Origin of the sequence: Bacteroides sp. RTP31139st1_H2_RTP31139_211217 (genome assembly GCF_040227615.1) — a bacterium.
In the GTDB taxonomy this organism is placed as follows: domain Bacteria; phylum Bacteroidota; class Bacteroidia; order Bacteroidales; family Bacteroidaceae; genus Bacteroides; species Bacteroides uniformis.
The window spans coordinates 13939-39110 of the sequence record NZ_JBCNZM010000023.1 but is presented as its reverse complement, the minus strand read 5'-3'; the positions used below and the strand labels follow the sequence as shown (position 1 = coordinate 39110).

Annotated in this window: 22 protein-coding genes and 2 pseudogenes; 11 read left to right on the top strand and 13 right to left on the bottom strand. The window is 45.3% G+C overall.

Annotation, left to right across the window (positions count from 1 at the left end; all coding sequences use genetic code 11):
• Positions 1-5 precede the first annotated feature (5 nt).
• From ABUA47_RS05845 to ABUA47_RS05810, 8 genes are all read right to left on the bottom strand, one after another.
• On the bottom strand, positions 6-185 hold the full coding sequence (locus ABUA47_RS05845) for a hypothetical protein (protein WP_005680237.1): 180 nt from the start codon (positions 183-185) through the stop codon (positions 6-8).
• 27 nt (positions 186-212) lie between these two features.
• Positions 213-1337 carry a GIY-YIG nuclease family protein gene (locus ABUA47_RS05840; protein WP_005795808.1) on the bottom strand — a complete coding sequence of 375 codons (1125 nt, stop codon included), beginning with the start codon at positions 1335-1337 and terminating at the stop codon, positions 213-215.
• A gap of 323 nt (positions 1338-1660) precedes the next feature.
• On the bottom strand, positions 1661-3007 hold the full coding sequence (mobV, locus tag ABUA47_RS05835) for a MobV family relaxase (protein ID WP_032951930.1): 1347 nt from the start codon (positions 3005-3007) through the stop codon (positions 1661-1663).
• Between the two features lie 184 nt (positions 3008-3191).
• On the bottom strand, positions 3192-4160 hold the full coding sequence (locus ABUA47_RS05830) for a toprim domain-containing protein (RefSeq protein WP_008665273.1): 969 nt from the start codon (positions 4158-4160) through the stop codon (positions 3192-3194).
• A 283-nt stretch (positions 4161-4443) separates the two neighbouring features.
• Positions 4444-5514, bottom strand: a complete 1071-nt coding sequence (locus ABUA47_RS05825) for an AAA family ATPase (protein ID WP_008782524.1) — start codon at positions 5512-5514, stop codon at positions 4444-4446.
• An 11-nt stretch (positions 5515-5525) separates the two neighbouring features.
• Positions 5526-5834 (bottom strand): DUF3853 family protein, encoded by a 309-nt coding sequence (locus ABUA47_RS05820; RefSeq protein ID WP_005795803.1) that lies wholly within the window; start codon positions 5832-5834, stop codon positions 5526-5528.
• 220 nt (positions 5835-6054) lie between these two features.
• The gene (locus ABUA47_RS05815) at positions 6055-7074 is read right to left on the bottom strand and encodes a hypothetical protein (protein WP_005795802.1); all 1020 of its coding nucleotides are present in this window, start codon (positions 7072-7074) and stop codon (positions 6055-6057) included.
• 2 nt (positions 7075-7076) lie between these two features.
• Entirely contained in the window at positions 7077-8369 is a 1293-nt protein-coding gene (locus ABUA47_RS05810) for a site-specific integrase (RefSeq protein ID WP_349824509.1), read from the bottom strand.
• 377 nt (positions 8370-8746) lie between these two features.
• Here ABUA47_RS05810 and ABUA47_RS05805 point away from each other — a divergent pair, with 377 nt between their 5' ends.
• Positions 8747-9232, top strand: a complete 486-nt coding sequence (locus ABUA47_RS05805; RefSeq protein WP_008665278.1) for a helix-turn-helix domain-containing protein — start codon at positions 8747-8749, stop codon at positions 9230-9232.
• Between the two features lie 199 nt (positions 9233-9431).
• Here the strand turns inward: ABUA47_RS05805 and ABUA47_RS05800 are convergent, their stop codons facing one another.
• The 4 genes from ABUA47_RS05800 to ABUA47_RS05785 form a co-directional block, all read right to left on the bottom strand.
• Positions 9432-10229: a class I SAM-dependent methyltransferase gene (locus ABUA47_RS05800; RefSeq protein ID WP_005832840.1), complete on the bottom strand. Its 798-nt coding sequence runs from the start codon at positions 10227-10229 to the stop codon at positions 9432-9434.
• Positions 10230-10310: 81 nt separating this feature from the next.
• The gene (locus tag ABUA47_RS05795; protein ID WP_008665279.1) at positions 10311-11951 is read right to left on the bottom strand and encodes a sigma-70 family RNA polymerase sigma factor; all 1641 of its coding nucleotides are present in this window, start codon (positions 11949-11951) and stop codon (positions 10311-10313) included.
• Between the two features lie 71 nt (positions 11952-12022).
• Complete coding sequence (locus ABUA47_RS05790; RefSeq protein WP_005831909.1) at positions 12023-12457, bottom strand: Fur family transcriptional regulator; 435 nt, start codon at positions 12455-12457, stop codon at positions 12023-12025.
• Between the two features lie 5 nt (positions 12458-12462).
• On the bottom strand, positions 12463-14403 hold the full coding sequence (locus ABUA47_RS05785) for a heavy metal translocating P-type ATPase (protein WP_349824508.1): 1941 nt from the start codon (positions 14401-14403) through the stop codon (positions 12463-12465).
• Positions 14404-14490: 87 nt separating this feature from the next.
• Between ABUA47_RS05785 and ABUA47_RS05780 the strand changes: the two are divergent.
• The 9 genes and pseudogenes from ABUA47_RS05780 to ABUA47_RS05740 form a co-directional block, all read left to right on the top strand.
• Positions 14491-14565: pseudogene (locus tag ABUA47_RS05780) on the top strand (2-aminoethylphosphonate:pyruvate aminotransferase); the annotation flags it as partial.
• Positions 14566-14660: 95 nt separating this feature from the next.
• Positions 14661-14948, top strand: a pseudogene (locus ABUA47_RS05775) (2-aminoethylphosphonate--pyruvate aminotransferase); the annotation flags it as partial.
• A 31-nt stretch (positions 14949-14979) separates the two neighbouring features.
• Complete coding sequence (dinB, locus tag ABUA47_RS05770; protein ID WP_035448989.1) at positions 14980-16086, top strand: DNA polymerase IV; 1107 nt, start codon at positions 14980-14982, stop codon at positions 16084-16086.
• A 37-nt stretch (positions 16087-16123) separates the two neighbouring features.
• Positions 16124-16498, top strand: coding sequence for a YccF domain-containing protein (locus ABUA47_RS05765; protein ID WP_005832831.1), 375 nt, complete (start codon positions 16124-16126; stop codon positions 16496-16498).
• Between the two features lie 240 nt (positions 16499-16738).
• Positions 16739-17422 carry a hypothetical protein gene (locus tag ABUA47_RS05760; protein WP_005832827.1) on the top strand — a complete coding sequence of 228 codons (684 nt, stop codon included), beginning with the start codon at positions 16739-16741 and terminating at the stop codon, positions 17420-17422.
• Position 17423: 1 nt separating this feature from the next.
• Positions 17424-20162: a TonB-dependent receptor domain-containing protein gene (locus ABUA47_RS05755; RefSeq protein ID WP_034529665.1), complete on the top strand. Its 2739-nt coding sequence runs from the start codon at positions 17424-17426 to the stop codon at positions 20160-20162.
• A 6-nt stretch (positions 20163-20168) separates the two neighbouring features.
• On the top strand, positions 20169-21326 hold the full coding sequence (locus tag ABUA47_RS05750) for a DUF4249 domain-containing protein (protein ID WP_035448987.1): 1158 nt from the start codon (positions 20169-20171) through the stop codon (positions 21324-21326).
• A gap of 12 nt (positions 21327-21338) precedes the next feature.
• On the top strand, positions 21339-22472 hold the full coding sequence (locus tag ABUA47_RS05745) for a DUF4249 domain-containing protein (RefSeq protein WP_349824507.1): 1134 nt from the start codon (positions 21339-21341) through the stop codon (positions 22470-22472).
• A gap of 84 nt (positions 22473-22556) precedes the next feature.
• Positions 22557-24122: a hypothetical protein gene (locus ABUA47_RS05740; protein WP_227212788.1), complete on the top strand. Its 1566-nt coding sequence runs from the start codon at positions 22557-22559 to the stop codon at positions 24120-24122.
• 79 nt (positions 24123-24201) lie between these two features.
• Here the strand turns inward: ABUA47_RS05740 and ABUA47_RS05735 are convergent, their stop codons facing one another.
• A complete protein-coding gene (locus tag ABUA47_RS05735; protein ID WP_005832819.1) occupies positions 24202-24342 on the bottom strand; it encodes a hypothetical protein in 141 nt (46 codons plus the stop codon).
• 245 nt (positions 24343-24587) lie between these two features.
• Between ABUA47_RS05735 and ABUA47_RS05730 the strand changes: the two genes are divergently transcribed.
• On the top strand, positions 24588-25163 hold the full coding sequence (locus ABUA47_RS05730; protein WP_005832816.1) for a Crp/Fnr family transcriptional regulator: 576 nt from the start codon (positions 24588-24590) through the stop codon (positions 25161-25163).
• Positions 25164-25172 lie beyond the last annotated feature (9 nt).

Below are 25172 nucleotides of genomic sequence, written 5' to 3'. Positions count from 1 at the left end.
TTTGATTAATCCATAAAAGGAGAAGCGATTAGACCTATTAAAATTACTATACAAAGTAGAATGATAATGATGATTGGGATCATCAGGCAACCGCCACATCCTTGTAGAAACTCCGCTTTACCTTTTGCAAACTCTATTTGGGCTTTCTCATATTCAGAAAGTCTTTCAGCATTTTGCTCCTTCATAACTTCATTGTTTGTTCATTGTTTATATCAATAACCATTAATGACTTCATTCATGTCATCTACAACTTTTATAACATTCCCGTCAGAATCCAATACAAAAAGTTTCTCTTCCACCACGTAACCGCCATAACTGTTTTTAGCCCTATATTTATGAAGAGCAAAATAAGTATTATTGTCTTTATTATATATACCAAAGGCTTCCCAACTTATTCCTTCATAACTATCAGGGTCTTTAAGATAATGCCGTTTAAGATAGACCCTTACTCCTGCCATAGCTTTTGTTTGAGATGGTCCTTTGTTGCTCCCGTAGTTTTCGATTCTATTGTTACCCTTTGAAGAAGTGCTGTATTCTCTACTTGAAATATTGAAAATTATAACCACAACAAGAAAAATCAATACCGCTATCCATTGTCGGCGTTCTTTATTTTTTTTATTTTGTATGTAGATGGGATTTTGAATAATACAACCACAAGAAAGGCATTTAATGTACTTCTTATTTTTTAACCCTTCATCAATTGTTAGATTTATACCACAATTGCTGCATTGCAATTGTTGTGGATAGGTATTTAGTTTTAATTGGTTATTTGGTATTGGGGCTTGTTTCGCCGAAGTGCATGAACGAAGCGCAGAAAGCTCCTTGCGGAAATCAAGATTAGTTTTATTGAAATTTCCTTGCAAGTTAAGCGGGGGATTATATATGCGAATCAATTCTTTTTCAACATTTGCATAATCATTATTTGCATAATAAAAAAGTAGCAGGTTGTCTTTCATCCATTCGGTCAGTGTACGCTCGTCAAATTCACCAAATGTAGTTTTTCCGTTTTGGGGAGAGTTTATGTCTCTTGGAATCAGTTTGAATCCCAATAAACATCCTAATGATTTGCGAATTGTGGAATTTCCGGCAGTGCCAGTGAAATGTTGTTTGTAGTCACGAATACGCAGACTTTTACTGCTTTTGCCTACATACACGACATTGTATTTCTCTTTTTTGTAATCAAAAGAGGTTAGTATAGGAGTGGTGGAAATTTGTACTTTTATGGGCAATGAGGACGTACTACGTAATACTATGATATAGTTACCGGGCTTGTCAGGTAAGACTGAAGCTCTCATTTTTTGAGGGTCAAATAAAGAAAATTCATCTTGTGAAATCATGTTGTTGGTTTCATATATAGCCGCCTGAGACCCCACTAAGCAGAGTTATACAAAAAGAAGCGTGGGTCTGCATGCCACGTCTTAGATGAAGGTCGTAGGAAAATACCTTGAGTACAGATATGGATATAGCAGCCCACGCTATAGCGTGAGAACCACTATGCTATCCTTGTACTCTTTGAAAATTTCCTACGTTTTCATCTACAAGATAAGCATAACGCTTCTAAAAATTCTAATATGTCTTGGAAAGAGCATACTCAATCCAATACAAAAATACAAAAAACAGCTAAATAAATGAAACCAAAGCCCCTATTTTTTATTACGTTTTACAATCTCAACCCTCTTTTCGGTTTGTTCTCTTCTTTTGGGGTGTGGCTTACACCCAGCTTTTCTTTGAGTTCCTGAAACTTCATTTTGAACCATTCGAGTATGGGCATGCCGTCAATGCACAGCCGGAATTTCCCTTTCTCCTGCGGGTTCCTCTCCACGGTTGCCGTCGAGTGCTCCGTCCTGAACTTCTCCTTGTGTTCCTTCGAATAGAGCCTTCCCTTGAACTCCACGGGTTGCAGGCTGACAACCCGCCTTGTCAGTTCCTCGGTAAACCCCACTTCCCGGCATTGTTCGGCTATGGGCAACAGTTCCTTCACGATAGGGAAATAGGTGTCTATCTGTTCCAGTCTGTTGTCGTATTCCCTGATTTTTTGCTGGTAGCTCCGGTCTATCTTGTTTATCTCGCTGTTGTGGCGGTTCTCCATTTTTGTCTGCTCCCTCTGTTCGGCTTGTACCTGCTTTTGCAGAGCCACAATGTCCTGCCTCAAATTTTCGTTCTCCGCTTCCAGCCTCTTGACCTTGCTGCCGCCCAAAAGAGAACTCACCCCGTCCGCTATGGCTGTGGTTGCGTTCACCGCCGCACCCTTCATCTTCTGCACGTTGATTTCCCCCTTGACCTTTTTCAGCTTCTTCTGCGCTTCCTCTTCCAGCCCCAGCAGGTTTTCGATGTTCTCCTGCAGGCTGTCCTGCCGTTCCACCAGTTCCTTGTAATATTGCGAGGTCGGTATGTGCTTTGCCAGCGAACCGTCCACGCCTCTCTGCAAGCCGTACTTGCTCATGGCTTGTGCGTAGGTGTCCTGATAGTGTTTCAGCTTGTGCCTTGCCATGACGTCATCGGCGCACAGCCGCACATCCTGCGTGTTCTTCTTTCTGTACTTCTTCTTCCCGTTCTGTTTGTCTTGTCTGGCTTTCCTGCGCTCCCCGGTCACTATCGGTACAATGGTGGCGTGTATGTGCGGCGTCTTCTCGTCCATGTGCAGGACTGCCGACACGAGGTTCCGCTCGCCGTATGTTTCCCGGAGCCATTTCAGGTTGTCGCTGCACCAGCCGTCAAGCCTCCCGTCCTCTTCCATACGCTTCATGTCCTCGTTGCTTCCGGTGAGCAGCACCCGGATTGCCCTTACCTGGTTGGTACCTATCTTGCGTTTGATGCCTGCCGTCTCTATCCGGTGCGCTATCGCCTGCGTACGGTTCCTTACCCCTTCGGGGAACTGTACCAGTTCCCGGTTCAGGTGCGTTCGCGTTCTGTCCGCATTCTTCGGGTGTACGGTGCGCTCTATGTGCGTGGACATTGCGCCGTCCGCACCTTTTGCCTTTTCCAAATGCAAAACTGCATATCCCATAACTGTAATACATTTTTCGGTTAATACTTCCCCTGCCTTGCTTCCATGCCGCATGGCTCACGGGGTTTCAAAAGGGGCGGCGTCCCTTTTGCTCATTGGGGCTTTTTTAGCGATGCGTGCATTGCGTGAAGAAAAAGCCCTAATGAGCTATGGCTTTTTTAAAGCCTTCCGTTGGCATGTGCGGTTACATCCCGATGCCTTTGCCTTTCCTCTCCGGTTGCCTTGCCTGCCGTTGCCTTTTCTCCGGTTCCGGCTTCTCCTGCCACCGTTCCGCTTGTCCTGACCGTTTACCACAAAGGAAGTCGTTCAGGTCGTTGTAGCCTCCGTATATGTGCGATGCGTCCCGTATGCGCATCCCGTATTCCTCCCGCAGTTCCTGAACGGCTTCCATTCCCGCCTTGTCGTTGTCAAGGAAACAATGGATGTGTTCGTAATCGCCCAGTGGGTGGATTGCTTTGGAGAGGCTGGCAGTCGAGTTCAGCACAATGTAGTCCTGCCCGTCAAGTTCGGGGCGTCCGGGACACCTTTCCAGCCGCAGGGTGAGGAAGGAGAGGTAGTCCATGAAGCCCTCGAAGAGGTAGCAGGTCTCCTTCGTCTGTTCCTGCCGTATGTGGGTGATGTCCTTCGGTGCTATGCAGCCCTTGAAGAACTTGTTGCGTATCTCGTAGCCTCCCGAACGGTTGGGAAAACCGACGGCAAAGTAAGGCTTGCCGTCAGTTTGATAGCGCACCTCGCAACATTCTCTTTTTGCCAGTTCCGTATTTATCCCCCTCTGCCGCAGATAGGAGAATAGGGCGGGGGAAGAAAGCGGCACCGCCTCCAACTGTCGGAAGCTCGGTTTGGAGAAAGGTTGCCCGCCAAAAGAGAAGGAGACCGGGCGCACGTTTGGTGCCTGCTCCGCTATCTTTTCCAAGAGGTAGGGCAGGCTGTCGGATGCGTAGAGCTCCTGCGCCAGTGCGATGATGTTGCCGCCCTTGCTCGCGCCAAAATCGTACCATAGGTTGCGCTCGGTGTTCACCTTGAAGGACGGTTCGCACTCGTCCCTGAAAGGTGACTTGTACCATAGGCTATTGCCCTGCCGTCTTACCGGGCTGTAGCCAAGACTGTGCAGATATTCCTCTATGCGTATCCGCTTCGCTTCATTCGTATTCATGTGGGTTTCTGTTTAAGTGGATATTGTTTTTTGTTTTCGCCCGTACCTTCTGCATGCTGCGGGCTGCATCCGCTTTACTTTATTTCGCTATATATATGCACCCTGACTAAAGTAAAGCGGTTCCGGGCTGTCATGCCCGTGCTGTTTTTCTTGTCAGGCGGTGTGAACATCTTTTTTTGTTTTCGCCCGTACCTCTCTATATGTTACGGGCTATATCCACTTTACTTTATTTCCGTATATATATGGTACGTGACTAAAGTAAAGTGGTTCCCATACCATACCGCTAATAGTGGAAATCGGGCTTGAAGGTGTATTTCCTGCCGTTCTCCTGCACTATCATCCGTTTGTTCTTCAATAGGGTAATGAGGTCTGTCACCCTGTTTCCGCCAAGTATGACGCCCACAGAGGCGTAGGCATCCCTCAATACTCCCGCAAGTTCCTTGTAGCCGTATTCGTCTTTCAGGGTGAATGCGGCTTCCAGTGCGATGCGGTGCTGCTGCTCGCTGATGTCCTTGTTGGGGTCGAATTTTCCCCTCCTCCCTTTGCCCGGCTCCTTCTCCTTGAACCGGTAGCCGTCCAGTAGTTCGGGCAGTGCCTCCCCATTGATACGGAATGCGAACGGCTCGAAGTCCACCGCCCTGATGTGTGCGGCTTTGACCTTGCTTATGTCGGGGTTATTCTCGTCCTTCTCCACTTGCAGCACCGTTTCCGCCTTGTTGCTTAGCTCGGTTCCTATGTGACCCCTTGCATTCTCGTCCCCCTTGTTCTGGTGCAGGACAGTATGGATGTGGATGTCCCTTTCCCCCGTCCATGTCATCAGATAGGAGATTACCGTTGTGGACTCACCGGGGTTGTTGATGTCATGCACCATGTCCCGTATTCCGTCAATGACTACCAGCCCGATATTCTCGGTGCGGTAGATTGCCTCCCTCACGATTGCTATGCGCTCTTCGGGCGTGTACTTCCTTAGGACGAGGAATTCAAGGTCTTCATGGTTTCTGTCTGCGGGCAGTCCCGCCATGCGCAATATCCGTTTTGCCACCTTTGCGCAGTGGTAGGTGCTTTGCTCGGTGTCCACATAGAGTATTTTCCGCTTGTTTTCGGGCAGTTCAGCCGTGTAGCTTAGTACCGTCCCGTTTTTCAGCGCAGCCGCCACGATTGCGGAGACGTTGAACGTCTTCTTGCTCTTGGCTTTTCCGATTGACGCGCTGAAATTCCCCAGCGTACCGATGACGGAGCCTCGCACTTTCAGAATTTCGGGTGCCTTCTCGTAGTCTTCCGAAAGGTCGAGCCGTGAGGCTTGCCATAGGATTACCGCCTCTTCGGGCGTGATGTTTCTTTCCTTGTTGTCCATATCGCACCTCCCTATCTGCGTCCCCCGCTTTTGTGTCCTGCCAGTTCAAGCGCCATGTCCGCATCGACGATGATTTTTCGTCCTATCTGCGTAATGGCTCTGTCTATCCTCCCGCTTTTCTTGATGCGGTTTGCTGTGGGTATGCTGCACCCGAACAGCCGGGCTATGCCGCCTATCCCGTACACGTATTTCTTGTCCTTGTCGGCTGCTGGCTGGGCTGGCTTCGTTTCGCTTCCTTGCAAGGCATGGCGGTTCAGGAATATGAACTCTTCGCCCGTCATCTGCCATACGGGCTTTGATAAAAGGTCTCTAATTTCCATATCAGAATGAATTAACGTTTGTACTGCAAGCCCTGCGCATGGGCTTTTTACCTCGTTCGAACAGTGCAAAGTTAGTTCCGGGTACGGGTGGTAAGGATGTGGATAGCGTGATTGTGGTTTCACGCTATCTCACTAAATATCAGAAGATAATAAAGGGTGGCGGAAATTATTTTGAGTGGTAAAAGTGGTCGTGTCGTGGAGTGTCGGGACATATCACCGACTATCGGAATATTGACCGCATTTCCTTTGCAAATACCTGATTGCTGTCACTGGGGAAATCGGAAACGGGCTCTTTGTATTTTGACTTGTAGTATGCATCGTCTATTCCCAGCAGGTTCATGATGTCCCCTTTCCATTTTTCTCTGTCCGGCTTGGGCAGCGTTTCACCCATAAGGAAAATGAGATAGCATACACGGGCTTTCTCCCTCGGTCTTATTTTCAGTCTGCCTTCGCATGGTTGCAGGTTCATGCTGGCGTAGAAGTCCAGTTCTGAAACGGCTTCGAACTGCTCACCGTTGCATCTTTCGTAAACGGCTGACAAAAGTTTCATGGGGAAGTAGGCGGGTTGGCTTGTCGGTGTGGTGGCGGCTTCCTTTTCCTCTCCCTCCTTTTTCTTTTGGTCGGTCAGGTATTTTTCAAGGATTGCCAATAGTGAGCCGCCCAGTCTGCAAATGTCCCCGCAACGGTTTTTCAGGCATTGCAGGGCTTCCCGCCTTGCCTGCTCCTTCTGTTTGTACAGTTCATCCAGTTTGGCTTTTTCCTTGTCGTATTCCCGCTTGCACCGTTCGTACCTTCTTTCCAGCAGTTCCTCTTCCTGACGGTCATGCTCCCTGAAGCCTACCGCTTCCAAAGAGCCGTTGGCTTCCATGAGTTCCCGGTAATATCCGTTTGTGACTTTCATCTGTCTGTCGATGTCCCAGTCAAAACGGCTTTCATGCCGTCGGCAGACGTATTCGGTATCGAGACGGTCGAAAAACTCCCTGCAGGCGTTGTAAGTCGAGATGTTGCTTTCAATCTCACGTTTCAGGCTGTTCAGCAATATGGAGAAGTGTGCGGCGTCCATTTCAAGCATGAGGCTGATGAGTGCGGTTTCAAATGTCTGCGTGTCCCCGTACTCTCCGTAAAAGCCGGAAATGAATTGCTGCTTCTCAAAAGAGAAACTGCCGCCGGACATTATTTCGGTATATATCTTGTTGAGTTTCCCGTAGTGGGGTATCATTGATGTTATTCTTTCGTCCATAGTTATATCAGATTAAATTTAGTCATAGCGTTGATTTTGATTTCATCCGCTATATCAATATAGGGCTTCATCGCTTTGTAATCGCTGTGTCCCGTCCATTTCATTACTACTTGTACTGGAATGCCAAGTGCCAAAGCATTACAGATAAATGTTCGTCTTCCGGTGTGAGTACTTAATAATGCGTATTTAGGTGTAACTTCGTCTATTCGTTCATTTCCTCTATAATATGTTTCTCGTATTGGTTCATCTATTTCTGCCAGTTGTCCCAGTTCTTTTAAAAATTCGTTCATCCTTTGATTGCTTACAACTGGCAATGCCCTGTCATTAGGGAACGGCACACCTTTGTACTTTTCGAGTATTGCCTTGCTGTGGTCATTTAATTCAATAATAAGACTGTCTGCCGTCTTTATGGTAATAACTTCGATATGACCGTTTTTAACATCACTACGTTTCAAATTATACACATCGGAGTGACGTAATCCGGTGAAACAGCAAAATAGCAATACATCCCTTACTCTTTCAAGGTATTTCTTTGTTGGTGGTATTGGGCAGGTTCTTAGTTTATTTATTTCATTTTGGGTGAGAAATATCACTTTTTTGGGTGCACTCTTCATTTTAGGCGCGAATTTATCATAAGCCATGTTTTGGTGATACCCTTTTCGATTACTCCAACGTAAGAACCATTTTACGAATTTGATTTGTTTGGCAATGGAAGTGTTGCGCATGTTTTTTTCTGTACGCAAGAATTCTATATAGTCATTGAAATGTTTTTCCGTCCAACTGTCAAACGTAGTATTAGGGTCAAATGTATAAATGTGTTTTTTGACTGTTGCAAACTTTTTGAGGGTTGAGGAAGACCAGTCATTTTGTTTGCTACATTCTGCTACAAATTCATTGAAAACTTTCATGAAGTCTAATTCAACCTTTTGCTTTTCCTCATGGTTTTCTTTCTTTTCCCCTTTTGTCTTTAGGTTGAACGCTTCCTTAATTTGTGCAGGGGTGGGTATTACATCTTGCACCTCGAATTCTTTGAACACATTCTGTATTTCGGTGTATTGCCGTAATAGTTCGGCGTTGATTTCGGATGCACTTTGCTTTAGCTTGTTGGTACAACCGTTTCTAACCCGTTGCTTGTCTGTGTCCCATTTTTCTACATCGATTCTATATCCCGTAGTAAATTCGATACGCTGACTGGCAAAGATAACACGCATACGGATTGGCACATTCTTTGTGACTGGAATACCGTCTTTTTTGCGGCTTTCCGGTGCGAAAATGATATTTCTTTTAATATTCATAATTGGGTGTGTTTGAAAATGACACCCAAAAATACACCCGAAAAATGAGATATACAATGATATTAAGAGATATTTAGATTAATGAAAGAAAGAGATAAATAACTGATTACATGATATTTGATATCCTGTGAAATTTTATAAAAAGGTTCGAGAGACACCCTCCAGCTCCACGGAAATAGTAAAAAGAAGTTTGTAAGTCCTTGAATTCCAGTAATTCAGGGGCTTTTCTTTTCTTCTACTCCCCCTACCTTTTATATTCATTTAGAAAATAGTTGTAGTAAATGTGCTACAATTCAAAATTAATATCTACTTTTGTCTGTTCAAAAATCAATAACTATTAGAAGTGGGGGCAACACTTTAAATTCTGCAACAGATTTATGAAAATTCACGAAGGAAAATGTACAGAGAAGATTTTGAAAGAACGTGAACGGATTGGTAGTCGGTTAGCCATTCTTCGCAAGAAGAGAAATATGACCCAAGAGGAATTGGCTAATCTTTGTGGTGTTAATCGTGTTAATATAGCCAAGATAGAGAAAGGGGCTTATAATGTGAGCATTGATATACTATCTAAGGTAACATCCGCTCTTGGTTTTGTGATAGATATAAAAGTGGATAGCTCTGTTTGTCCGACTCATTTCTCTCAACGTAAACCTGTAAAGCTGGTAATAGGGGAAGATTATTATGTCAGTTTTGGCAATAACGAAGCCCATAGATGTAAGCTGGTGGATATTCCGGAGATGTACCAAGGTCAAAGAATTAAAATCGAAACTCCGACCCCGAGAGGGTCTATCACCCACATATTATTTGCCGATGAAATAGGAACGACACCTGACGAGGCTGTAATGAACCAAGTAACGATGTAAAAACATTAAAAGGGAGGAAGTGCAAGTTCCCCTTTTATTGAAATCACCTTCGCTACAACCATCTGCAGCGAGGGTGATTTTTTAGTTTATGAGGGTTTCTACACACCCTCTTTCATCAGGGCTATTCAGAAATTTAATGGTTTCTTCTGAATATATAATCTTAAATTGATGGTTCGGAATCAATTCTAAAGCTGGGAAATCAGTAGTGATTAACAGTTTTAGTCCCTTTCTTTAATATGTAAAAGCAACTTGTACAAAAGAAGTTTCTTATGTACGGGATAGCAGCAATAACTCCGTTGAGCCTTCGTGGGGACAAGCCGAATTTGATTTTATAATGTGGGTTTATAAGGTACAGTCTCCGGTCAATGATTTGATAGTTGGCTTGCCGGGCGATGCGATTGAACAGTTCGATGGTGCATCCGGTGCTCTTTATATCCAGTAGCTCCATGATTACGCGTTCCTGCTCACCGCATAGTCTTAATATCCATCTGTATAAAGTGCGGGGAAGGAGGTGGAGAAAAGGGAAATGTGAAACAATGTGGCTGTGTGCTATCTGCTGGTGGCCTCCGAATGGCATTTGCCAGGCGGGAAACCCTACAAATACAGCTCCGTCGGCAGACAAATGTTCTTGTAGGCCGGAGAAGAACCGTTCTTTGTCTCTGATATGCTCTATCACATCGTGTAGAAGAATCAGGGGAAAATTCGTAGCCTTGTCCTTGAGCTGGAAAATGTCGGTGGCAATGAACTGTCCCTGCTGATGCCTTTGGGCGAAGAAGGTTCTGGCTTGTTCTATTCGCGTGGCATCAATGTCTACGCCCATCACCCGGCAACCGGCTTCGGCAAAGGGGAGCAGATTGCCTCCCTCTCCACAGCCCACTTCCAGCACTTTATCGGGGATGTGTCCGATGACTTCCTTTATGTAGGGGATATAATAGTTCTTGCTGGTCTGTGACTGTTCATCAAAGTAGCTTTCCCGGTCGGTATGTCGTTTCTGCATGTTCTTTGTTCCTTCTTGAGTTTGATTATCCATATAAATAGATAATCAGTCGGGTAAAAGACTGCGTGGCGCATCGTTTTTTTACCAGGAAATGCGGAGGCCTACCGGGAGGGTGAATATGAACGGGTGTTCCTTTCGGATGGTGCGCAGTTGGCTGCCGTCGGGGATATAATAGTTTACAGTCGGCTCCAGATAGATGCCTGCCTGGGGTGTGAGGCGATATTGTATGCCTATACTTGTGTTGACCGACCACTGCCAGGGAGCACTTACCGGCTGGCTGTCGAGCTTGTGTGGAATACTGTCTGTGACATGGAAGCTTTGGAGTGTCCCTTTTATGGGGATATCCACCTGCATGCCTGCCGTGGCATAACTGGAGAAACGTTTGTAATGCCAGAAACAGTAGGAAAGCCGGAGAGGAATGCCGATATAATGCAACTTCTGGTTGTCTTGAATGCGGAATGCTTCGCCGGTAGTGAACTCCGACCTGAGAAGCGTATATTGCAATCCGGTTTCCAGACTCCAACGCTCATTCAATTTCTTGCTGAGAGAGAGTCCCACAACGATGGGGGCATGATGTTGCTGGTTCTCAACAATCCTGCCGCTGTTATTCTGGGCAATCTGCATGAGTCCGATGGAATCTTTTCCCAGAGTACCCTGCTGATAGCGGGTGTGCAGATAAGAATAATACTCTTCCCACGTGCTGACTTGTTGAGGGAAGTCACTTGAAATGCCGTCGGTATGTGGAGTGGCAATCAGCTTATATAAGTTCTGTGCCAGTTGCGGTCCGAGTGAACCTGCCAGCATCAACTTCCATTTTCCGGATTTCTTCTTGCGGGTTGGCGGCATCAGGGAAGGGGAGAAGACGAAAGCCATCTGTCGGTTGGTGATGGTCTGTCCGGTGAATGGAGAAGGTATGGGATATTTGTGGATACTATCTTTCATTGTGGGTATGGCAAGGGGCCATTCTGTGGAAACTGGAACGGGAGGGATGATTCGTTCCCTTTTGTTCAGATTTTCTTTGGTATAGCATTGTTCGTCGGTTCGGGGAGTATCGGTTTTCTTTGTTTGTTGCGTACTCCCGGCTTGCCTGGAAGAAACTTTGGACAAACGGTTTTCCCTGATACTCTTTTTCTCTCTGTACAGATAGTCATACAGCGTTGGAAAGAGAAGCAATACTGTCAAAACAATGAATACACGGTATCCTGCCAGCATCTTTTTAAGTAAAATTTTCGCCCGGAACAATTGGGAGGAAGAGGAGTGTGGCGCTATACCCAGTAAATCTCCGATTTCTTTGTGGGACAATCCTTCCAGTACTGCCAGTTTAAATACCTTGCAGTAGCCCTCCGGAAGGCTCTCCACTATATCCAGCATCTTATCGTACGAAATGAAATCCGGACAAAAAGGATTTTCAGCAGGCTCTTCCTCTTCCGGAATATCTGTCAATGGGATGGTGGGGTTGGCATTGGCATGGTTGAGGTATTGCAGTGCCAGGTTTCTCATAATCTTTTTCATCCAGTATTCCAGTTTCTCCGGGTTGCGCAGCGAATGAATGGAAGTGAATATGATGACAAAACCGTCGTGAAGAAGATCTTGGGCTATCGTTGGGTCGGGAATATAGCGTAGGCATACTTTCAGCATTTTCTCTGAATAGTTTTCGTAGAGCAGGCTCAAGGCCTGCCCGTTTCCCTTCTGGCATAAAGTGACAAGAGCTTTTGTATCCATGTGTTTGTCTCAATGTTATTTCTTAAGGATAGAGAAGAACATGAATGACTGCATGGATTTTTATTTTTTAACTAAGCCTCCCGGTTGACTTCTGCTGCACAGTCCGGACAAATGCCTTTCAGTACATAGTTGATGCTGTTCAGTGTAAATCCTTGAGGCAGCTTCACCACCGGAGTGGGAATGTTGGTGAAGCAGAAGGTTTTGTTGCATTTCTCGCAATGGAAATGGGTGTGCAGGTCGCTTACGTCGCAAGAGCAACTGTCGCTGCACACGGCATACTTGAAGGAACCCGTCCCGTCATCTATACTGTGTATCAGATGATGGGAGAGGAATAGGGTAAGGGTACGGAAGATGGTGGATTTGTCCACCGTATCCAGCATGGTTTCAAGGTCGAGCAATGAGACGGAACGGCCTGCCTGCATCATGGTGCGCAATACCAGGATGCGGATGGCAGTGGGCTGTATGTCCCTTTTGGCCAATAGGTCCAAATATTTCTTTTCTTCCATTTTTTCTATTTAATAAGTTTCTGTATGCGTATGGCGTTCACTATCGCAATGAGGGCGACGCCTACGTCGGCAAAGACAGCTTCCCAAAGTGTGGCGATTCCACCGGCACCGAGGATGAGGACAAGCAGCTTCACTCCGAAAGCCAGCGAGATGTTCTGCCAGACAATCCGGCGGGTTTGCCTGCCCGCATGAATGGCGGTGGCCACTCTCGAAGGCTGGTCTGTCTGTATCACTACATCGGCGGTTTCGATGGCGGCATCGCTGCCAAGTCCGCCCATGGCGATGCCCACATGGCTAAGGGCAAGAACCGGGGCATCATTGATGCCGTCGCCCACAAAGGCTATTCGGTTGGCAGGGTTGCTGCGGAGTGCCTCGATGTGCTTCACCTTTCCGTCCGGCAGCAGGTCTCCGTATGCCTGGGTGATGCCTAGCTTTTCTGCAAAGTTAGTAACAATGGCTTGTTTGTCTCCCGATAATATCTGAATATTATTGATATTTAAAGCTTTTAATTCTTTGACGGCGTTGACGGCATCTTCCTTTAATGTGTCTGATAGCAACAGATAACCGGCATATTTTGTTCCGATGGCGCAGGCCACAATCGTATCGACAATTGATGACAATTCATCGGGATATTCTATCCCGAACTTAGTCAGCAGGCGGGTGTTCCCCACCAGGACACGCGTTCCATCCATAGTGGCTTGCAGTCCGTGGCCGGCAATCTCCGTAACGTCCGTTGTGGTAATCAGCTCTATATCTCTTTGTTTGGCATAGCTTATGATGGCTTTGGCTATGGGGTGCGTACTGTTTCGCTCTGCCGAGGCGGCAAGCTGTATCAACTTCTCTTCCGTAACTCCCGGTTGTGCCTGGCAGGATTGTACATCGAAGGTGCCTTTGGTCAGCGTACCCGTCTTGTCGAATACCACCGTGTTGACTTGGGTGATGGCATCGAGGTAGTTGCCACCTTTGAAGAGGACACCCAGGCGGGAGGCGGCGCCGATTCCTCCGAAGTAGCCTAACGGAATGCTTACGACGAGGGCGCACGGGCAGGAGATAACCAGAAAGACCAATGCCCTGTATAGCCAGTCATTGAAGATGAACGAGAATTGTGCATCTGCCAGCGAATAGAGGAAGGGGAGCAGTACAATCAATGCCGCCAGTCCGGTGACGGCGGGCGTATAGATACGGGCAAACTTACGGATGAAAAGTTCTGCCGGCGCTTTGCGCTCGGAGGCATTCTGCACCAGTTCCAATATACGGGAAAGAGCACTTTTCTCGAAGGGTTTGGTGACTTGGATGCGTACGACTTTGTCGGTCGCAATCATTCCGGCAAGCACTTCCCCGCCCTGGCGGATGTTGCGGGGAACACTTTCTCCCGTCAGTGCAGAGGTGTTGAAGGCGGCAACTTCGTCCAGCATCGTTCCGTCCAGGGGGACGCGCTCTCCGGCTTTTACTTCGATGGTTTCGCCTACCTGCACACGTTGGGGAGCTTCGACAAGCGTACTGCCGTTTCTGATGACCGTTGCCGTTTCGGGACGTACGTCGAGCAGGGCGCTGATGTTACGCTTGGCTTTGTCTACGGCTTTGTCCTGAAAGAGCTCTCCCAAGGAGTAGAAGAGCATGACGGCAACGCCTTCGGGATATTCGCCTATATAGAAGGCGCCGAGGGTGGCGATGGACATAAGGGTGAATTCGCTGAACACGTTCTTTTGCAGGATGCTTTCCCAGGCTTCCCTCATCACCGGGAGGCCTACGGGGAGATAGGCAAGCAAGTACCATATAAAAGGTACATACTCTCCCTTGAAGAAGGTGGCGTCAGTAGCATTCAGGATGAGACTTCCGAAAAGTAATAGGGTGGAGAGGATGATTCTCCAATAATCTTTCAGCAGACTGTTTCTTTTTTCTTGTATCGCTGTATGTCCGTGTGTGCAGCAGCATTTGCAACTCATATTGTTTCCTCTTATTTTCTATTTTCTGCAGCAAAGGTAGCGGAAAGGAGATGCAACTTGGTTGCAAAGTGAAAATTTCCGGAATGTCCGGGAAAGATTTCGCAAGCCGACACTTTCCGTATCGGCAATATCGGAGATGTTCATCCCGAAGATTTCCGGTAGCTGATAGAGGTAATTCGCGAGTTAAACGCTATCTTTCCCTATTTTTACACCCAATTTCGGAGGTATTAGATTTATGGCAACATCCAGAGAAATGGAAGAATACGGAGTTGTTCCTATACATTTCCGTTTCTTTTTTCCCGGTTTGGAGACTGCTCTGCATCCTGCGATACACTATCCAGGGGGTGGGATATACCAATCTTGCCATGCTTTCCGGTGTCTTGGAGATGATTGCCCGGATACTGGTCAGCCTGCTGGCTGTTCCGGCTTTCGGCTATCTGGCCGTGTGTTTTGGTGACCCTACTGCATGGATTTTTGCAGATGCCTTTTTAATACCAGCCTTCATTTATGTCTATCGGCGGATACTTCGGATGAAGAAAAATTAGTGTATCTTTGTATCGGGGAGTTGAAAGAAGAATGACCGGACGAAAAATTATACACATCGATATGGACGCATTCTACGCCTCCGTAGAGCAGCGTGATAATCCTGCATTGCGGGGCAAGCCCATTGCCGTGGGCCATGCGGAGGAACGGGGAGTGGTGGCGGCAGCCAGTTACGAGGCACGGCGTTTCGGGGTGCGTTCTGCCATGTCGTCACTGAAGGCAAAGCGGCTGTGCCCCCAACTTATCTTTATCCCGGGACGGATGGAAGTCTACAAATCCGTTTCCCGCCAGATACACGAAATCTTTCATGAATATACGGATGTCATCGAGCCCATTTCGCTGGACGAGGCTTTTCTGGATGTGACGGAGAATAAACCGGGCATTCCATTGGCTGTAGACATCGCGAAGGAGATAAAGCGGAAGGTGCGGGAGAGGTTGAATCTGGTGGCTTCTGCCGGCATATCCTATAATAAGTTTCTTGCCAAGATAGCCTCGGACTACCGCAAGCCGGACGGGCTTTGCACCATACATCCTGCCCAGGCACTGGACTTTGTTGCCCGGCTGCCCATTGAAAGTTTCTGGGGAGTGGGACCGGTAACGGCGAAGAAGATGCACACTTTGGGGATTCACAACGGGGAACAGCTGCGTATGCAGTCTTTGGAGATGCTGACCCGCGAATTTGGCAAAGTGGGAACAATTTATTATGATTTTGCCCGTGGCATCGATATCCGTCCGGTAGAGGCTGTCCGCATCCGCAAGTCTGTGGGTTGCGAACATACGTTGGAGAAGGACATCAGCAAGCGTTCATCCGTCATTATAGAGCTGTACCATGCGGCAGTGGAGCTGGTGGGGCGACTGGAGCACACCAATTTCCGCGGGAATACGCTGACGCTGAAAATCAAGTTTCATGATTTTAGCCAGATTACCCGCAGTATGACCCAAACAAAGGAGCTGGTTGCCCTTGACGTGATTCTGCCTTTGGCAAAGCAATTGCTGCAGGAAGTGGATTATGAACATCATCCTATCCGTTTGATTGGGCTTTCCGTTTCCAACCCCCGTGAAGAGGGGGAGGAGAAAGGAGTCTGGGAACAGCTGAGTTTTGAATTTAGTGACTGGGAGACGGAACATTCAAATAAATAATGCTATATTTGTGTTCAGTATTAAAAAAAGGAAAGCTATGGGCTGTTTTATGAATATTTTGTGGTTGATGTTTGGAGGTATCATCACTGCTGTGGAGTATCTTATTGCAAGTTTATTGATGATGTTCACCATTATTGGCATCCCTTTTGGCATGCAGACCTTGAAAATGGCAAGCCTTGCCTTGTGGCCTTTCGGCAAAGAGGTTCGTAGCGGGGAACGTTCCAACGGTTGCCTCTATGTGCTGATGAATATTCTTTGGATATTCTTGGGCGGCATTTGGATTTGCCTTTCGCACTTGGGATTCGGGTTATTGCTGTGCATCACCATTATAGGCATTCCTTTCGGTATCCAACACTTTAAGCTGGCAGGGCTGGCATTGACTCCTTTCGGGAAGGATATTGTTGCGGCTTGAGCGATTGTGCTGTATCGTTTTTTATAAATATATGTAAGTATAATTGATGGTAGAGGATGAATGGCGCTTTAATCTTATTGTAATGTGCTTCTGCTTGCATGCTAAATGTTTAGCTTTGTGTTTAGCATCCGATTATGGTTCTATTTTTTGTTTTTATTTGAATTATATATAATAATAATTTTATTTTTAAAAGTGAAATGTTATATTTGTGATTATCCTCACCTATAACACTTCACATATATGCGAAAAACACACCTTTACACGCTACTATGCGTCCTATGTTTTCCATCTTTGGTTTGTGCACAACAAGCCGTTTTTGATGAATTCAGAAAAGCGGCAGGAGATTATGCTGCTCTTTACTCCGGTAAGGCAGAGGAAAATTATAACCAGCAGAAGTATCTTAACCATCCCTATTGGAATACGGATGAATTTCGCGAGGGGGCTGTCTGTTATGGCAGATGGCTTTACTCGGATTTGCAGCTCCGTTATGATACCTATAAAAAGAGTCTGATTGTGGTTACTCCGGAGAAACGGATAACCTTGCAGGTAGATATGCGGAAAGTGGATTATTTTGTCATAGAAGGACAGAAGTTTGTACCGCAGGGTGACTGTTTCGCTGCGTTGCTATATGATAGTCCGCAAATGTGCCTGACACAGTATATCGTATCCACAATGGAGTCTCAGGTGAAGAAAAACGATCTTTATTACAGCCGGTTCAAGAAAAAGAGCTATTTCAGTCTTCGCAGTGGCGGAACCGATTATGTGATAACTTCCCGTTCGGGTTTCTTGAAACTTTTTCCTACATACAAGAAGCAGTTGAAGGCTTATTGCCGGAAAGAGCGGCTGGACTTCAAGGAAGATGGCGGTGTCCGGGCAATGACCCGGTTAACGGAATATATTGATTCCTTAATTCATGGAAAATAATATGAAAGCACATAATCTTAAATATACAGTAGCCTTTTTCCTCCTATTGTCGCCTTTCGGCATGTTTGCACAGCAACAGATGGCTACGGACAGCATTTCCATATTCGAATTGATGGATGCAGTAGAAAAGGGCACGTCTTGCCGTGTTTATACAACGATAACGGTTCCTTTTAAAGTGAAGCGGGCAGAGGTGAAGAACCCCACTGCCGAGTACTTGAGAGAGGCTTTGGCAGCTACTATCTATAAGGTGACGGTTTATGGTGACAGAATATTTGTCTTGCCGGAGATTTTTCTGGCTACCTCGCTGCCACCGGTATTGATGGGGGAAAAGTTGGAGACGGATGAGGAACTATTGCCTTCATACATTCCTATTGTGAAGTCTTCTTCAGAAAACAAGGTCTATGAGATAGGAAACAAGTACAAGCCTGCCCCCGGAGATATGATAACTTTGACCGGAAGAGTTTCTGACTTTAAGACCGGCCAGAATCTGGATGGTATCGACATCATTCATCGAGAGCCGTGGGTAGCTACGACGACCAACCGTCAGGGGGAATTTACCATTGACCTGCCTGCAGGCTATAATATTCTTGAAATCAGTGGGATGAATATCAAAGTGACCCATCGGCAATTTATGCTTTATGGTGAAGGCATTGTCCATATCGAGTTGGAAGAGGAAGACCATATGCTGGATGAGGTGCTTATTGTTTCGGGGCGTATACAGAACGTGAAAAGTGTGCAGTTGGGAATGGAGAAGCTGCAGCCTGCCCTGCTGAAAAACATTCCTACGGCTATGGGTGAGGTGGATGTGCTGAAGATGATACAGACACTTCCCGGCATCAAGACAGTGGGGGAGGCATCCAGCGGATACAATGTGCGTGGGAGTGCCGCTGACCAGAACCTGCTTCTTTTCAATAACGGAACGATTTATAACCCCAATCATCTTTTCGGTTTTTTCACGGCTTTTAATTCGGACATGATAAAGGATGCGGAACTTTATAAGAGCAGTATCCCCAGCCAGTATGGCGGGCGTATCGCTTCCGTACTGAACATCACCAGCAAGGAGGCGAACAAGGAAAAGTTTACTGGTTCTGCAGGTATCGGGCTTGTGACCAGTAAGTTGAATCTCGAGATTCCCATCATTAAGGAAAAGACTTCCCTTCTGCTGAGTGGACGTACGACCTATTCGGACTGGATAATGAAGACATTGCCCAACAAAAGCGGGTATCGTGATGGGAAAGCCGGTTTCTATGATTTGGGGACTGTCTTCTCGCATACGCTGAACGAGCGCAACAAGCTGAATGTCTATGGCTATTATAGTCACGACCGTTTTGCCTTTAATGACAATGAGAAGTATGCCTACAACAATATGAATTTCTCGGCAAACTGGAGGACTGTCTTTGCAGAAAAGCTGACCGGAAACTTCTCTTTCGGTTATGACCACTACGATTACCGAAATGATGAAACGGTGGAGGAAGCGTCTGCCGCACGGCTGTCTTTTGCCATTAACCAATGGTTTGGAAAAGCGGACTTTCTTTATCAAGCCGGCAATAGCCATGCGGTGAACTTCGGTTTGATGAGCCAGCTGTATAATGTGAATTCCGGGACCTACGAGCCGGTGGGGCCTAATTCGCTGGTAAGATATGATGAACTGCAAAAGGATAAAGCACTGGAAAGTGCCGTTTATATAGGGGATGAATGGGATATAACTTCCAGGCTCTCCATCAATGCGGGTATACGCTATTCCATGCTCAATGCTTTGGGACCGTGCACTTACTATACATATCAGGAAGGTATACTGCCCTCCATGTCTTCGGTGGCGGATTCTATCACGGCGGGGAATGGAAAGGTCATCAAGACCTATCACGGACCGGAATTCAGAGTGTCGGCACGTTATGCCTTTACAGATGATTTTTCCGTAAAGGCCGGTTTCAATACGATGAGGCAGTATATCCATAAGGTATCGAATACTGCCGTTATGTCTCCTACAGATACCTGGAAGCTGAGCGACCCCAATATCAAGCCTCAACGTGGCTGGCAGGTGGCGGCAGGCGCCTACTATAATACGCCGGGGCAACTTCTGGAATTATCTGTAGAAGGATATTACAAAAAGCTGATTGATTATCTGGATTATCGCAGTTCCGCCCAAATCCTGATGAACCACCATCTGGAGACGGATGTCATCAATACGGAGGGATATGCTTACGGCGTGGAATTCCAGGTGAAAAAACCGGCTGGAAAACTGAACGGGTGGATGAGCTATACTTATTCGCGCACTTTCTTGCGTCAGAATGATCCGCGCATAGCCCGTCCCATCAATGGTGGAGAATGGTATCCGACCGAGTATGACAAGCCGCATGACTTCAAGCTTGTAGGCAATTACAAGTTTACCCGCCGTTACAGCATGTCTTTCAATATGGATTACAGTACGGGCCGTCCCACCACAATTCCTGCCGGGCAATACTACGACCAGGGTTTGAAGAAAATGCAGGTTTACTATACCGACCGTAACAGTTATCGTGTTCCCGACTATTTCCGTATGGATTTGTCGTTCAATATTGAACCCAGTCACCACCTGACATTGTTGACCCACAGTTCCCTTTCTTTCGGTATCTATAACCTGACCGGAAGGAAGAATGTGTACTCTGTCTATTTTGTGTCCGAGGAGGGTAGGATTCAAGGATACAAGATGTCCATATTCGGTGCTCCCATTCCTTTTGTTACTTATAATATTAAATTCTGAAAGGGTATGAAGAATAAAGTATATTGGGTGATATGTATATGTCCGTTATGGTTGTTCCTTAGTAATTGTGTGGATAAGTTCAATGCCCACTTGCCGGAAAGTAGTATCGGCCTTCTCATAGTTGAAGGTAGTATAATATCGGATAGTGCTGTCGTGTTTTCTTTGAGCCGTTCCTTTTCCTTGGATGTGGAAGGGGTTCCTCCTGATTTCAATAAGGTGGATGCTGAAGTTTGTGTAACCGGTGAGGATGGCTCCAGTTTTAGGGGTGTTGCGTTGGGTAATGGAAAGTACCGGGTTGCTGTCGGAACATTGCATAGGGATGTCCGCTATAGCTTGAAGATTGTCTATGAGGGAGATATCTATACTTCCGAACCTCAATATCCGATAGGAACGGAAAGCATAGACGATGTCACCTACGAACAGCAAGGGGAGTATGGTGATGTCAGTATCCGTTTCTCTATGCAAAGCAAAGATGCTGCATGTTATTCTTGGAGTTATGAAGAAGATTGGGAGGTGAGGGCCGTATACAATCCTATGTGTGCTTATGACCCCGAAACAGATAAGATCGTTGATTATGATGCTAGACCATACTCACGCGGATGGTGTCATAGTGAATCGTCCGAGATAATAATAGGTAATATGGAAATAAACAAGGATAATCGTGTAAAGGATAAGTGTCTCTATTCCATTGAAGCAGACGATATTCGTTTTTCTTGCTATTACAGTACTATAGTGAAACAACGTAAGATTTCGAAGGGTGAATATGAATATTATCAGGAGAAAATAAAGCTTAATGAGGAGATGGGCGGGTTGTTTGTTCCCCAGCCTTCGGAATTGCCGTCGAACATTAGATGTGAAAGCTCAAATAAACAGGCCATTGGATATGTTGGTGTCAGTTTGAATGTGGCGGAATATCGCATTTTCATTTCTACAGATGATATACAATATAGGCTTCCTGAGGGGTATTGTCAGGGAGCGAAAGGGCTGAAAGAAGAGTATACATTTTTAGATTTATACTTGATGGGGTATACCATTGCATATCCGGACCCAAGTACGGGATTCAAAGGTTATGCATGGGTTTCCGGAGGTTGTACAGACGTACGCTATTTAGGTGCCAGCTTGGAAAAGCCTTCCTTCTGGCCAGTTGAAATCAATCTGTTTTAATAAGAAAAAGCGATGAATAATGCAAAATATATAGTAACATGGATATGCTTGTTGTGGCTCACTATTGGCAGTTGTGTGGATAAATTCAATGCGCACTTGCCGGAGAGTAGTACGAGGGTGCTTATAGTTGAAGGTAACATCATATCAGATAGTACAGTTGTTTTTTCCTTGAGCTGTTCCTTTCCTTTGAATGTAGAAGGAATTCCTCAGGATTATAACAAGATAGATGCAGAAGTCAGTGTAGTAGGAAGTGATGGTTCTTGTTTTAATGGCACTTCTTTGGGAGATGGAAAATACCAAGTTGTAATTGGCTCTTTGAATAAAGATGCCAGCTATAGTCTGAAAATTGTGTATGAAGGGGATATTTATACTTCGGAGCCTCAATATCCATTGGAGACAGAAACAATAAATGACGTTACCTACGAGCAACCGGAAAAATACGGTGACATCTCTATCCGCTTTTCTATGCGGAGTGAAGATGGCGGATGTTATTTCTGGAGTTACGAGGAAGATTGGGAAGTGAGGGCAGTATATAATCCCAAGTTCCGTTATGACCCTACCACTGATGAGGTGGTTGATTTTGATACTACACCATATGCACGGGGATGGTTTCATGATAAGTCGGCTAAAATCATAGTAGGTAATATAGGAACAAATAAGGATACTCAATTGAAGGATAAGTGGCTCTATTCTATAAAGGCGGATAATAACCGTGTCTTTCATCATTATAGCACTTTGGTGAAACAGCGTAAGATTTCGAGGGGCGAGTACGAATATTATCAGGAGAAAATAAAAATCAATGAAGAAATGGGTGGATTGTTTATTCCTCAGCCTTCAGAACTTCCTACGAATATTATTTGCAACAATTCAGGCAAAAATGTAGTTGGTTATGTGGGAGTTAGCATGAATGTGGCAAAATATCGTATTTTCATTTCTGCCGATGATATATATTATAGGTTTCCTGACGGTTATTGCCAAGAATTTAGAGGTTGGGCAGATTCGTACATGGATTTATATGTGATGGGATATGCTATTGCTTATCCATTGATGGTAGGTTATGCATGGGTTTCCGGAGGTTGTACAGACGTACGCTATTTAGGTGCCAGCTTGGAAAAGCCTTCCTTCTGGCCGGATGAAATGAATTAATATTGAAATGATATGAAGAGAGTGATATTTTGTATTATAGGTTGGGTTCTTGTATTGGGATTACACGCTCAAATTGTTGAGAATATGCGTATTTATACAGACAAGGACTGCTATGTGGCTGGAGAAGATTTGTGGATAAAAGTTTGTGTGACGGATTCCTTGTCTCGTGGAAGCGTATTAAGCAAAGTAGCTTATGTAGAGATAAGTGACACGAAGCTGGTATACGCACAAGGTAAAATCGACTTGCAGAACGGGAATGGATGGGGACGTATCAGACTTCCGCAAGTCATGCATACCGGAGCTTACCAACTGACGGCATATACGCGTTATATGAGGAACTATCCTATGGCTTGTTTCCCAAAGAAGTATATAGCCTTGCTTAATACTGTTCAGACAACAGAGGAGGATAATGTGGAACTTTTCACGGATTCCATTACCGTTTCACAAGCTTCCGGCAATCAGCTTTCCGGAGCGGACTTATGGACAGATAAATCGGTCTATGGGAACCGGAGTAAAGTAGCCTTGACATTACCCAATCTGCCTGCTGATGTCAAGGAGCTTACTTTGTCCGTAGTACGAAAAGACTATGTGCTAAAGGGGTTTCCAATATCAGCCGACGGGCAGAAGAACTATACAAGTGTTCCGGAACGGTCATTTGCTGCAGAGTGTGAAGGGCATATTGTAACCGGCAGGCTGATGGGAGCGCCTGCTGACAATGTAAATGCACGTCTGGCATGTGTGGGCAAGGATATTCGTGTCTTTGGCGGACAGCCTAAGGCTGACGCTATTTATGCTTTTTATACGACCGGAATAACGGATATGCAGGAGATTGTATTAACTGCATTACCGGAGGAGGAAAGTCCCTGCCGATTGGAGCTTATTTCTCCTTTTGTCGGGGTGTTGGCAGAAAAACTTCCTAAAGTCTGTGTGTCATTTCGGAAAGAAGACTTGATAGAGCGTGGTTTCAGCGCGCAATTACATTCTCTTTTGCCGGTAGATTCTTCGTATAGCAAGAGTATATTGCAACAACTTTATGATTTTGTTCCCGCTTCCACTTATAATCTGGATGAGTATGTTCGTTTCAGGACTGTGAGGGATGTTTTTGTGGAATTTGTCAAGGGAATACGTATCAGTCAGCTGGAAGGTAAAGATGTCATCCGGATACTGCAACCGGATATAAGGAGATTCAGTAATATGAAAACACTGGTGTTGTTAGACGGGATTCCGTTTGATGACCATGAAACCATTCTGAACTATGATGCCCGTTTGATACACTATATACATCGTTATACTGGCAAATATACTTTTGGCGGGGAGTTGTATGATGGAATTGTTTCGTTTATAACCCATCGGGGAACATTGCCTGATATACGTTTGGATAAGAATTCACAGATGTTTTCTTATGAGTTTCCACAAAAGAGAATCGCATTTGTTGCTCCATCATACAATTCAGAGAAACAAGCCGGTTCTCGCTTACCGGATTTTCGGCATACACTTTATTGGAATCCGGAGATAACTTCCGCTATGGGTACACTCAACTTTTATACTTCGGATATGAACGGAATATATATAATTACCCTACAAGGAATTTCGGTTGACGGTAGGGAGATAAGGATGCAAAGTGAGTTTGTTGTTGGTGCTAACCATTAGTATAGATGGATAAAAAAGAAAAAGGGCAGAGAACTGAAAAGTTCCCTGCCCTTTATTCATTGTATTTAAAGGTGTTTTTTTACATGGTTACGAGTGACTGCTTTGCAAGCAGCTTTTGTAGTTTACCGTTCAGTGTTTGACACATTGTTCCATTACCCATTGCCTGATAGCGTTTGATTTGGTACTGTAACATAAAAATTTCATTTGCATTCTTTTTCATAATTCTCATCTTTTTGTGCTCTCCGCGTTTCGGAAAGCGGGTTTTTACATCTTTTCTTTTATCTTATAACGTTGCAAAGATACGAAATGTTTGCGAGAAATGTGTTTTATAACATAAAAAATAGCCATTCATCCTTTATTTTCTTTAGAAATACTAGATTTTGCAATCTATATATGACAAATATGTTACGCAAGTTTCGCAAACTCTTCCTTGTTTTATACCTTTGTAAAAAGGGATATTTTAGTATGGAGAATATTGTCAGAACAATAAGAGTTTATTATCCGGTTTCAGATGAAGCATTGGCGACATTGGCACATGGTTTTGAAAAGCAAGTGTTTCCTGTCAAAACACTTATTATCCGTGCAGGACAATTTGATAGGCAAGTCCACTTCATAGAGAAGGGAATGACACGCTCGTACACCTTGCACGATGGAAAAGAAATAACGACATGGTTCTCTATGGAAGGTGATGTAGCTTGTGGCTCGTGGGATTTATATAGGAACAAAGCAGGCTTTGAATACGTGGAAACATTGGAAGAAACACTGGTCTATTCTATTTCCATTGAAACGCTTAATGAGTTGTATAAGTCAGATATAGATATTGCAAATTGGATGAGGGTGTTACAACAGGAAAATTTTCTTCGCTTACAAGATATTCATATATCTCGCCTCAACTTGTCTGCGTATGAGCGTTATGAAAAATTAATGAGTGAGTGTCCGGCCCTTTTTCATAGAGTGACTTTGGGACATATCGCTTCTTTCCTTGGCATTACACAACAATCATTGAGTCGTATCAGGGCAAAGGGGTATTTTTTAACATAGGATAAATTC

Bases quoted from the DNA above. Each gene is read 5' to 3' on its own strand.
- ABUA47_RS05845 (WP_005680237.1), bottom strand. From the start codon at position 185: ATGAAGGAGCAAAATGCTGAAAGACTTTCTGAATATGAGAAAGCCCAA.
- ABUA47_RS05840 (WP_005795808.1), bottom strand. From the start codon at position 1,337: ATGATTTCACAAGATGAATTTTCTTTATTTGACCCTCAAAAAATGAGA.
- mobV (WP_032951930.1), bottom strand. From the start codon at position 3,007: ATGGGATATGCAGTTTTGCATTTGGAAAAGGCAAAAGGTGCGGACGGC.
- ABUA47_RS05830 (WP_008665273.1), bottom strand. From the start codon at position 4,160: ATGAATACGAATGAAGCGAAGCGGATACGCATAGAGGAATATCTGCAC.
- ABUA47_RS05825 (WP_008782524.1), bottom strand. From the start codon at position 5,514: ATGGACAACAAGGAAAGAAACATCACGCCCGAAGAGGCGGTAATCCTA.
- ABUA47_RS05820 (WP_005795803.1), bottom strand. From the start codon at position 5,834: ATGGAAATTAGAGACCTTTTATCAAAGCCCGTATGGCAGATGACGGGC.
- ABUA47_RS05815 (WP_005795802.1), bottom strand. From the start codon at position 7,074: ATGGACGAAAGAATAACATCAATGATACCCCACTACGGGAAACTCAAC.
- ABUA47_RS05810 (WP_349824509.1), bottom strand. From the start codon at position 8,369: ATGAATATTAAAAGAAATATCATTTTCGCACCGGAAAGCCGCAAAAAA.
- ABUA47_RS05805 (WP_008665278.1), top strand. From the start codon at position 8,747: ATGAAAATTCACGAAGGAAAATGTACAGAGAAGATTTTGAAAGAACGT.
- ABUA47_RS05800 (WP_005832840.1), bottom strand. From the start codon at position 10,229: ATGCAGAAACGACATACCGACCGGGAAAGCTACTTTGATGAACAGTCA.
- ABUA47_RS05795 (WP_008665279.1), bottom strand. From the start codon at position 11,951: ATGGATACAAAAGCTCTTGTCACTTTATGCCAGAAGGGAAACGGGCAG.
- ABUA47_RS05790 (WP_005831909.1), bottom strand. From the start codon at position 12,457: ATGGAAGAAAAGAAATATTTGGACCTATTGGCCAAAAGGGACATACAG.
- ABUA47_RS05785 (WP_349824508.1), bottom strand. From the start codon at position 14,403: ATGAGTTGCAAATGCTGCTGCACACACGGACATACAGCGATACAAGAA.
- dinB (WP_035448989.1), top strand. From the start codon at position 14,980: ATGACCGGACGAAAAATTATACACATCGATATGGACGCATTCTACGCC.
- ABUA47_RS05765 (WP_005832831.1), top strand. From the start codon at position 16,124: ATGGGCTGTTTTATGAATATTTTGTGGTTGATGTTTGGAGGTATCATC.
- ABUA47_RS05760 (WP_005832827.1), top strand. From the start codon at position 16,739: ATGCGAAAAACACACCTTTACACGCTACTATGCGTCCTATGTTTTCCA.
- ABUA47_RS05755 (WP_034529665.1), top strand. From the start codon at position 17,424: ATGAAAGCACATAATCTTAAATATACAGTAGCCTTTTTCCTCCTATTG.
- ABUA47_RS05750 (WP_035448987.1), top strand. From the start codon at position 20,169: ATGAAGAATAAAGTATATTGGGTGATATGTATATGTCCGTTATGGTTG.
- ABUA47_RS05745 (WP_349824507.1), top strand. From the start codon at position 21,339: ATGAATAATGCAAAATATATAGTAACATGGATATGCTTGTTGTGGCTC.
- ABUA47_RS05740 (WP_227212788.1), top strand. From the start codon at position 22,557: ATGCGTATTTATACAGACAAGGACTGCTATGTGGCTGGAGAAGATTTG.
- ABUA47_RS05735 (WP_005832819.1), bottom strand. From the start codon at position 24,342: ATGAAAAAGAATGCAAATGAAATTTTTATGTTACAGTACCAAATCAAA.
- ABUA47_RS05730 (WP_005832816.1), top strand. From the start codon at position 24,588: ATGGAGAATATTGTCAGAACAATAAGAGTTTATTATCCGGTTTCAGAT.